Annotated in this window: 11 protein-coding genes and 3 pseudogenes; 2 read left to right on the top strand and 12 right to left on the bottom strand. The window is 49.8% G+C overall.

The window, feature by feature from the left end; genetic code table 11:
- Positions 1–1,083, top strand: a 1,083-nt coding sequence (locus BG55_RS01070; protein WP_034933326.1) for a thioesterase domain-containing protein, incomplete at its 5' end; no start/stop codon positions are given.
- Positions 1,084–1,130: 47 nt separating this feature from the next.
- On the top strand, positions 1,131–2,063 hold the full coding sequence (locus BG55_RS01065) for an NAD(P)-dependent oxidoreductase (protein ID WP_052018639.1): 933 nt from the start codon (positions 1,131–1,133) through the stop codon (positions 2,061–2,063).
- Positions 2,064–2,152: 89 nt separating this feature from the next.
- On the opposite strand, the pseudogene BG55_RS01060 reads toward BG55_RS01065, so the two are convergent.
- The 12 genes and pseudogenes from BG55_RS01060 to BG55_RS01005 form a co-directional block, all read right to left on the bottom strand.
- A pseudogene (locus BG55_RS01060) lies at positions 2,153–2,281 on the bottom strand (Y-family DNA polymerase); the annotation flags it as partial.
- Positions 2,281–2,715: a translesion error-prone DNA polymerase V autoproteolytic subunit gene (gene umuD, locus BG55_RS01055; protein ID WP_034933319.1), complete on the bottom strand. Its 435-nt coding sequence runs from the start codon at positions 2,713–2,715 to the stop codon at positions 2,281–2,283. The gene umuD and the pseudogene BG55_RS01060, both read right to left, overlap by 1 nt.
- A gap of 171 nt (positions 2,716–2,886) precedes the next feature.
- Positions 2,887–3,595: pseudogene (locus BG55_RS01050) on the bottom strand (N-6 DNA methylase).
- 127 nt (positions 3,596–3,722) lie between these two features.
- A complete protein-coding gene (locus BG55_RS01045) occupies positions 3,723–4,673 on the bottom strand; it encodes a DUF1281 domain-containing protein (protein ID WP_034933318.1) in 951 nt (316 codons plus the stop codon).
- 96 nt (positions 4,674–4,769) lie between these two features.
- Entirely contained in the window at positions 4,770–5,753 is a 984-nt protein-coding gene (locus BG55_RS01040) for an ArdC family protein (protein ID WP_034933316.1), read from the bottom strand.
- A 75-nt stretch (positions 5,754–5,828) separates the two neighbouring features.
- Positions 5,829–6,443 carry a hypothetical protein gene (locus BG55_RS01035; RefSeq protein ID WP_034933312.1) on the bottom strand — a complete coding sequence of 205 codons (615 nt, stop codon included), beginning with the start codon at positions 6,441–6,443 and terminating at the stop codon, positions 5,829–5,831.
- A 79-nt stretch (positions 6,444–6,522) separates the two neighbouring features.
- Entirely contained in the window at positions 6,523–6,831 is a 309-nt protein-coding gene (locus tag BG55_RS01030; RefSeq protein ID WP_034933308.1) for a hypothetical protein, read from the bottom strand.
- 97 nt (positions 6,832–6,928) lie between these two features.
- Entirely contained in the window at positions 6,929–7,303 is a 375-nt protein-coding gene (locus BG55_RS01025; protein ID WP_052018638.1) for a hypothetical protein, read from the bottom strand.
- Positions 7,304–7,421: 118 nt separating this feature from the next.
- Positions 7,422–7,751, bottom strand: coding sequence for a hypothetical protein (locus BG55_RS01020; RefSeq protein WP_034933305.1), 330 nt, complete (start codon positions 7,749–7,751; stop codon positions 7,422–7,424).
- Between the two features lie 151 nt (positions 7,752–7,902).
- Positions 7,903–8,499, bottom strand: coding sequence for a hypothetical protein (locus BG55_RS01015; protein WP_152542568.1), 597 nt, complete (start codon positions 8,497–8,499; stop codon positions 7,903–7,905).
- 458 nt (positions 8,500–8,957) lie between these two features.
- Positions 8,958–9,161, bottom strand: a pseudogene (locus tag BG55_RS21620) (LEM-3-like GIY-YIG domain-containing protein); the annotation flags it as partial.
- A gap of 58 nt (positions 9,162–9,219) precedes the next feature.
- Positions 9,220–9,515, bottom strand: a 296-nt coding sequence (locus BG55_RS01005; protein WP_034933296.1) for an IS481 family transposase, incomplete at its 5' end; no start/stop codon positions are given.

Genomic DNA, 9,515 nt, shown 5'->3' with positions numbered 1-9,515 from the left:
GCCGGCGCGCTCGGGCAGGCGGGCTATGCGCCGCCGCAGGGTGAGACCGAGTGCCTGCTGGCGGGGCTGTGGGCCGAGCTGCTGCGGGTTGACCGGGTGGGCCGCCACGACAACTTCTTCACGCTGGGCGGCCACTCGCTGCTACTGATAAGTCTGGTTGACAGATTGAACCAGGTTGGCATGTTTCTGGAAATAAGAGACATTTTCAATAAACCTGTTCTGGACGAAATGGCTCGAGCGATAACCCGGGAAGGATATGAATCTTTTAAACCAGTACAGCATATAATGCCGATGCGATTATGCAAAGACAGCCATGTCTCACTGTTTATGATCCATGAATCAACGGGTGATATCACTTCGTATAGAGAATTAGCTCACCGTCTTGCACCCACTATATCGGTATATGGCATACAGCCTCCGGTGAAAAGAGAACAACCAATATCTTTACGCACACTTTCAGCAAATTATGTAGATGTCATAACACGTCAGCAAAAGGAAGGACCTTACTTCATCGCTGGTTGGTCAGGCGGGGGGCATATTGCATATGAAATAACCCGACAGTTGTTTAAAAAAGGTAAGCACGTCAGTTACCTGGCATTAATAGATGCAGTACTGCCTGGAAAAAAAGATGCAAAAAAAATCCTGCTGTCTAAATCAGATGAAGATGTGCAGAAAGAAATTCTGTTGCGCCTTATTCACAACCTGAATAAGGACGGAACTGCGAAGATCAGGAATATTCTGGAAGACCATGGCCTGGCTGAGGCTGTTTTATTAATGAAAAAGGACGGCATTTTTTTACCTGACATTGATATGGAATTTTTAAAAGTTAAAGCAGAGTTAACCAGAGAGCTCTCAGCGGCATGCCTGTCTTATATTCCGGAAATAATACCGTCTTTGGGAAAAATATTTTTATATGTAGGTGACTGTACAGGAGAAGCCGACCCATCACACGGATGGGCAGAGTTTTTAGCCACTCAGCTTGAATTAAATATCATTGGTGGAACTCACACCTCAATTCTTGAGCCCGGGTATGTAGAGCTGCTTGCGGACGCTATGTCACGTGACATAACGAGGCAGTGCTGAATTATTAGTATCAGCACATATCCCCACATGTGAAATGAGGAGGCAAAGTGATAAATGTTATAAGCCAGGTTTTTTTAAGTGAAACACATTACAATATCTTTAAAAAATCAGGGTTGTCAGTGGATTATGGTGAGAGATTTCCGGATGATGAACTCACATCCAAGAAAAAGTACTATGTGCTGATTGCTAACGGAATATGTCCCGTCACCAAATCAGATATGGACAAGCTGCCATTTCTTAAAATTATATGCATCATCGGAGCAGGATACGACAAAATTGATCTCGCTGGCGCAAGGCAAAGAGGGATTGCTGTGACCTATGGTCCAGGAACAAATACTGACACTGTTGTTGAGCATGCCATTGCAATGATGTTGGGGATTACCCGACAGATTCACATCCTTGACAATGGAATGCGTTCGCGGGAATGGAGCAGTCTCAGGGGGGATTTACCGACACTTAATAAAAAAAAATTAGGTATTGTTGGCTTAGGTAATATCGGGATGGCAATCGCATCCCGCTGTCACCTGGCTTTTAACATGCCAGTGGGCTTTTACAACAGGAGGCAAAAATACGACGTTCCCTATCAGTATTTTTCCAGTACTGAAGACCTGGCTTCATGGTCTGAATACCTGCTTATCTGCACTCCCGGAGGAAGTGAAAATGCCGATATTGTCAACAAAACTGTACTCGATAATCTTGGTTGTGATGGCTACCTGATTAATATCGGAAGGGGAGAAGCTGTAAATAGCGATTTGTTAATAAGCTACCTTCGAGAAAACCGTATCAGGGGAGCAGCATTGGACGTTATTGAAGATGAACCAGTAATTCCCGTAGGGTTTTTATTACTGAAAAATACACTGCTCACACCCCATGTCGCAGCCTTGTCTCCCGAATCCACTGATGCAATGCTTACTCTTGTGCTGAGAAATCTAATCTCTTTTTTTTCCGGTGATTCACTCATCACCCCCGTCGAACTATAAATGAGGTTGTACGTATCCAGGGGATTCTGATAGTTACAGAAACTGCATTGAAAGCGTTAAAGATTTCTGTAGATTTTCAATTCCACATAATCCTTGCTACGTGCAATTATACAGCCGTCATTATTAGAGAGGACAACCACAGGTGCATCACGCAGATCTGGTCTGAACGCCTTTTCGCAGCTGGCATAAAAGCTGTTGACGTCAACGATAGCAAACATCATTCACCCCGTGTTTTATGTAGAAAAACCATAACAACCCCGAAAATTTCCAGCGTGTCCGGGTCGGGATAGATAGGGGAATAACTCGTGTTCATAGGCTGTAAGGTCACTCGCGGTGCTTTCGATGAAAGCAGTAACTGCTTCACGGTGAACTCGCCCTCAATGGCAGCAATAACAATATCTCCATGACAGGGCGTGACGGCACGGTCAACAACCATCAAATCCCCATCCTTCAGGCCGATATCCGTCATCGACTGCCCGGAGGCACGAACAAAAAACGTCGCGGCAGGGTGACGGATACAATACTCATTGAGATCCAGTTCGCGTTCAACATAATCAGCGGCCGGTGAGGGAAAGCCAGCTTCGCAGGGTTCAAGAAAAAGCGGTGCTGTGACGGAAAGGGGGCAATCCGGATAAGGGTAAAAACTGAGCATAACAACCTTCTTATAACTGTATTTTTATACAGTATATTCCTGAAGTTCATGCCTTCGTCAACCAGTCAATCTGGCGTGAAGCTTATCTCCGTGTTATCAAATGAAAAAAATATTGCACCTTTTTTTTGTATGGTTAAAAAAACGGACCCTCCGTGGGTCCGTATAATTGCATTAATCAGATACTATGTTTTCGCTAACTTTCCCTTTTAATATATGACGTTGAATCCTCGACGCCCATCCTCCCCAGTAGTGCGCCGGTGTACAGAGCACCCGCCTTCGCTGATCAAACAAAGCGTTGCCAATGACCACTTCCCCCGCAACGCCGCACAGTGACAGCTGTAAATACGCCATTCCTGCCGCCAGCGGATCAATATCGGTGACGGACACCCACAGATACCTATGCGGGGCAAAGCCCGCCTCCCGTAGCACACTGGCAAAGGCCAGCACCATAGAACCTGAACCACAGGCAGGCTCAGAGAGCGTGATAAACGGTTTTTCCCTGAAATTTTCTTCCACATTTGCCAAGCTGCAACTGCGCCATCATTCGTGCAACGCTCGACGGCGTGAAGAACTGCCCGCGATATTTATCACCCAGCTCCAGCTGCATAAAAACCCGCCCCAGAAAGTCACTCTGTTCTTCCTGAAGGCCATTTACCAGATGCACCAGTAAATCTGCCAGATTCATCACGTCAGGCTTTTTGTACCGGGCAACGATGTCCAGGTACTTCTTCTCACGTTTGTCACAGAATTGCAGGCCGTTCTGAATGGCAATAACGCTGCAACTGATAAAGTCCTCAAACACTTTGTGACGTGGGTGATATCGTGCGGTCTGGTTAAAAAGAGAGAGAAACGCCTTCTCGTTATTTATTCGGTTTTTCATACGTGTTCCGGTGAAAAAAGGGAACACGCCCCTTCGGGAAACGGTGTTTCCCTCAGGAGTGAAAAAAATGACCACAGCAAACGCTGTGGCCGGAGAGTAAACCGGTTAAACCGGCTTTCAGATAATGTCAGGCACGTATGCTGCCGTAATGTAACGCCACTGACGTCGGTGCATCTTGCACTTCTGACCCAACCAGATACATCCGGGTGTTTTCACCGTGAGTGGAGACGGCTGACGCTTCTGCCGGCCAGGGGCCGCTGTCAACGTGGTCCCCACGGTCAAAGCAGTTGTACCCGGACAGACTGATATCCGGTGAAAGCCAGTAATGACGGATTTCACAGTCAAACATCTGTGACATCTCCCCCATCACCTCACCAGAAGGGGGATACCACGGCGTTGAGAGGATAAGCGTAAGTGAACTCATATCCTCACGGTTCCAGCGTGCCTGATGGCCAGCCGGGAACTCCATGCCGTACAGCTGAACATACAGTTCTGAGGTACTGCTGAGTCCCTTAAATAACCCGCTGTTACCCGTCAACTCGGTACCCAGTCGTGACGGCATCACCATCAGCATGTCACAATGGCAGGTCGTTTCCGGCAGCGCGTTGAGCCATTCCCATCGCTCCTGCGGATCGAACTGCCCTCCTGCCCCCGCCATGCCGAACCAGTCGGCACCGTGCACGGCCATCAGCTGCGTCATTATCTGTCGCGCTGAGAGGGGTATACTTTCCCACTTTAGAGAACCGATATCTGACATCTGCCAGATTTTCTCCAGGCGTGAAAGCGTCGTGCCGTCCAGCCAGGCGTCCCTTTCCAGCAGCTCAAGAAAGTGCTGGAACGCCTGATTCGGTGCGATATGCGTGCCCGTCCCCGATGCGGTCAGCATCGGATAAGGCACATATTCCGTAAACTTCACCGGTTTAAGTATCCCGGCGCAGCCGGCAAGAAACAGCTTTATCCCCCGCCGGATAGCATGGCGATACAGTGGGGTTTCCGTGCCGGCGACCCATGACTGCATCACATCAATGCAGACTGACTTACCGGTGATTTCAAGACGGTTATGGCACCATGAAAACATTGTCGAACTCCTCTTTAAGGTTGAAACAAAAAAGAGGGCATCTCCCTGAGGAAGATGCCCTCAGGGGGATGATGGCGACGACTGTCGCCCGTTACGTTATGCCACCGACTCCGTTTCGAAAGTCGTTGGATTAAGCAGGTATTCCGATGCTTCCCGCGCAAAGCGGCAGGCGCGGAAAATCGCTTTTTTATCTTCACGCAGGGCTTTCAGCCATCCGTCCAGATAACTTTCGTGCTGCACGTCGCCGATAATGCCCAGCGCAGCACAGAGAAACGCACTGCCGGTTTCGGCTATCAGCTCCTCAAAGGCATAAACCGGGTCACCAAAGGTGCGCGATGACGACGTGATACCGTCGCGGTTCAGACGGTTACCGTGGCCGGTGGCATGAACCAGCTCGTGTAACAGCGTGGATAGATAATCCGCCTCAGTCACGAACTGCGACGAGAGTGGCATCACTATGCGGTCGGAAAGTGGCTGGTAATACGCCCTGTCCTGCCGGTAGTGCCCACAGCTCACGCCGGTGGTGCTGAGGATATCCTCCACCCGCTGCCTTACTGCCGCAGTTGATAGTGAAAGTGAGTCAGTCGGCACAGCATCCGGCTGAAGTCCCAGTACGTTACCGGGAAGGCCATCGCACTGGACCACGTTAAAGAGCTGTAGCTGTTTCAGCATGCTCAGCTTCTCCATGACGGGTTCACCGTCCCGGAACAGCAGGTTATCACCCGCGTCGCGGGCCTGTTTCTCAAACGGTTTCCAGATGACGGCCGTCGTGCCGGCCTCACCTTTTCTGACGTGACCACCTGCGTTTTTTGCCTGCTGAAACGTCAACCACCGGTCTGAAACAAAGCCACGTTCCTCGGCGGCCATCCACAGCAGTGGAATATTGACGCCGCTGTAAGCACTGCCAGTTGTGGCGTTGACCGGCAGTGCGCTGCCATGAACGTGTCGTTCAGCACGCCAGGGTCGCCGCCACGGCGGTACGCCGTTCTCCAGTGCCAGTATGATTTTGTCGGTCACCTGCTGATACAGGTCGGTGTGTTGAGTGGTTGCCGCCCTGCGGCGGGATACTGTTTTCTTCATCGGGATGCAGCCTGTAAATGCGGGACGCATCCTGCCCGGAGGCGAAAGATGCGCCTCCGGAGAGTGGAAAAAAGGTTAGCGAAAATGCCTGACTGAACCGTCAGGCTTTACCATGCTGATACGCCCGCGCACGCTTTCGACGGCACGCGCAAACATCTCGCGATCGGTCGGTTTTGCACGTTTTGCATCCAGGCGGATAACCTGGTCCAGCACATGCAGCGCCTGCGAACGCCAGTTGATACGTTCGACATCGTTCACGCAGGCGTGGTAGTGCCTCAGTGACTGGTCATAAAGCCACGCGATTCGGTCACGAAACTCCCCCACTGGTACATAAACCACCTGCGGTGGCCGCGTCTCTTTGTGCAGGGTGAGTGCCCTGGTGACTTCTCCTGTGAAAGGCATCATCAGTAAATCGTGGTGCTTCTCCAGTACGTCGTCACAAAGGTTGTGCGCGATAAAGGTCTTAAAAGAAAACTTGCAGTCCGGTATCAGCGCCGCAGAGTTTGCTGACCAGTCAGCGTCCATACGGGGATCACAACCGTCGGCATGGGCTTTAAGCCATTCGCCGGGGCGACTGTCGTCCGGTACACGAAGGTAGAGGTCGGGGCCGCGCTCAAGTATCAGCGGGCGCTGTATGGCTCCGGCCTGTGAAAGCAACGGGCGCAATGCAGTGGACGTAAATCGGATCATGGCTCCTCCGGAAAAATAAGGAGGAAACCTCCCCTGGAGGGAAGGTCCCTCCGGGAAGTGTTAAAACGTTAATGTGTTATCAGTCGAAGCGGTAACGCAGCCCGGCCATTTGCTGAGCCATTCTCCGTCCTGCCCGTAATGCTTTTCGGGAAGACGAGAACTCGCCGGCAACCGCCAGCCGCCGGTACTGCCAGTCACGCGAGCTGTAACCCGTTCTTTGTGAAATCACGGCGGTAAATCTGCCGTCAGAAGGAATAACGTCGGCCCGGAAACTGCAACGGCCGTTACGATTGGTAAACCACTCCGCCTGCTGATGGCGCATGGCTTCTGCCAGACGGCTGAAGCGGCGTGCAATGCGTGTAACAATGGAAAGCATTATACTGCTCATGGTTTTCTCCTCAGTTAAAATGCGGAGAAACCCCCAACGCAGAAGCGGGAAGGTTATCCCCGCACGGGTGGGTAAATCAGTAAATAATCGTCCTGTATCAGCGCACGTTCAGAGCATCATGCGCGTTGTAGAGGCCCTGGTTGAATGCCTCATTCCAGTGCCGGCTGTGTATCGAGACGCCCAGCAGAATGAGATCAACAATCCAGGTATCAAAAAATTCAGGCTCAAACCAGCCTGAACCTGTGGCAACCCCAATCGTGTGGGCAATCCATCTGAGACGAGTCAGCCTGTCCGGTAATCCGTCAGCCTTTGCAACTGGATCGGCATCGACCGTATCCGGCACGCCGAACATGTTCTCAATGCCGATAAGGACCAGTTCCGACTCTGTTTCAGCAAACAGCACCAGAGCTTTATTGTTAGAGCGTGTGCTGCGGTAGAAAGCAGCAGGCGTGATGATTTTGGTGTAATGCATAAAAGGTTCCTCAAAAACGTAGGAAAGGAACCTCTCCCAATGGGAAAGAATCCCTGTGGGGTGATTTGAGATCTGTTAATAAGAAAACAAGAAAATTGTTTGCTTTGAGAGATAAATATCAGTCCATGTATAATTCTTCATTAACCTGGTTCTCTTCATCTTTGAGAGCGCGTTTGAAAAAAAACGCCCAGGCCTGTTCATCAATGTTTTTAGCTATATTGCACAGAAATTCGAAAAATGGCTTCCAGGTTGCAGGAACAAGCTTACGCGCAGACAGCTTAGCCATGTTACTGGCAACTTCTGCAAGCTCCCACATGTAATATGAAAAGCCATCGCCATCAATGTCCGTGTTAAGGCCAAGCCGACGATGTGATGCAATGATCAATAAATCCCCTTCAGCTTTTGCCAGTGCAATTTTGCAGGAGAGCAGATCTGTAAGATCGTTCATAGGATTAAGTTCCTTTAATGTATGAGGAACCCTGTCCCTTACGGGTACAAAAGTCCCGAGAGGGTGATAAACGGAAAGAAACACAGTTAAAGAGGTGATGTGTAATCAGATTTAAAACCACCTTGACGTTTATTTAACGACGCCGGCTAAATCAGGCAGAAGCCTGGGGCGTATAACTATGCGTGGCCAGCGCCACAACCTCTGGCAGTGCGGCATATCGTAGGTCAGTCAGGTGCATACTCAGACGGGTTGCCCGGTCACGCAGCCTTTCTGCCGTGCTGTAATTATCCCAGCTGACTTCAACGGCAGCGTCGTCACGCAGAACGCACTGTTCTGTACGCAGCGCCGCAACGTCTTCCTGCGAACTGACCGGCGTGAACCAGGTCAGACCTGCGGAAAAATCACCGCACAAAACACGACGATGACGACGGTCGTAAATTTCAGCAAACTTAGGCGTAAACGAAACGGGACCACAGTCGTGACCGAGTTCCGAATCGTAATAATCCTCGTTTTCATCACGTATCGGCCATTCATCGCTTTCATGGAGACAAAGCAGATTTTCAACCGCTCCACTGATGGTTGAAGAATCACAGACGTCGAGGACTGCCCGAACATCGTATGTGCCGTATACCGGATCGTCCTCAGGGTATTCCATCATGCCGGTAACGCGAATGGTAAACTGGCGGTGAAACACATCTTCACGCAGGGCGACACCTGACTCATAGGGGGTATGAATAAAGTTCATCACAGATAAATCCTCTTCAGAAAAAATAAAAAGGATTTAACTCCGCAGGGAGATAAATCCCCGCATGGGTGAGTGAGTCACTGAACGGTCTTTTGAAAGAACGGCAGCGAAACGTGTGATCCACGGAATAAGGATTCCGGGGAAAATGAAAGTTTGAGAAAAAAGGAAGCGCGTTGAAAGGACCTTAACTCGCATGAGTCTCTGTTTTCAAAGGTTAACAGATTTAAAACCGCCCGAAAGCGCCATCTCTCAGGTTACGATGGCATTGGCATGCGATTACCCGAAGGCGTTCCTCTCAAATCACCGGAACATTGGCAGTTGTCGTGATGACAACGGTTGGCAAAATTATGCTACGACAGTCGGTGGCGTTCAGCAAGTCCCTGCTAAAGATAAAGTGGTTCTGTTGGTAAGCAGCAGTCTGAATGGCTGCCTATCAAAGTCCGGCATAAGCGACCCAAAAGTTAAAAACCGGGAGAATATTTCACAGGGGATATAGCGCCTTTCTTTCTCAGTTCATCCGGAATCTTTTTACCAAGGTAAATCCGTATTATATCAGGAGGCGCTGCTCTTCCCCGAAACCCAAAGCGGGACTTTTGAGTCAATTCAAACTCATCGTCTGCATCCCATGAAAGTATTTCTGGAAAATTCTCGCGGGTTGAATTAAGTGTATTAGCTCAGACCTGATCTGACAGTTACCGGTTATTTATACAGGTGTCTGTCAGATTACATCTGGCTTAAGTTTTTCTCAGCCCAGATGTGTTTTCCATCAAGTAACGTTTCCATTGGCGTCCGGCCACAGCACATTTTCCCCTGATGGGTTCGTTCATTATTATAGTGAACCAGCCATTCATCAAGATCCGACTGTAATGTATCGAGTTCGCCATACAGTTTTTTGCGGAATGCTACCTGATAAAACTCCTGCAATATCGTCCTGTGGAACCGTTCGCAGATGCCGTTCGTCTGCGGCGACATCGCTTTGGTCTTCGTGTGGTCGATATCATTTATTGCCAGATAAAGCT

Origin of the sequence: Erwinia mallotivora (assembly GCF_000590885.1) — a bacterium.
GTDB lineage: Bacteria > Pseudomonadota > Gammaproteobacteria > Enterobacterales > Enterobacteriaceae > Erwinia > Erwinia mallotivora.
Note: the sequence above shows the minus strand (reverse complement) of the source record. Positions and strands in the feature narration are given on the sequence as shown.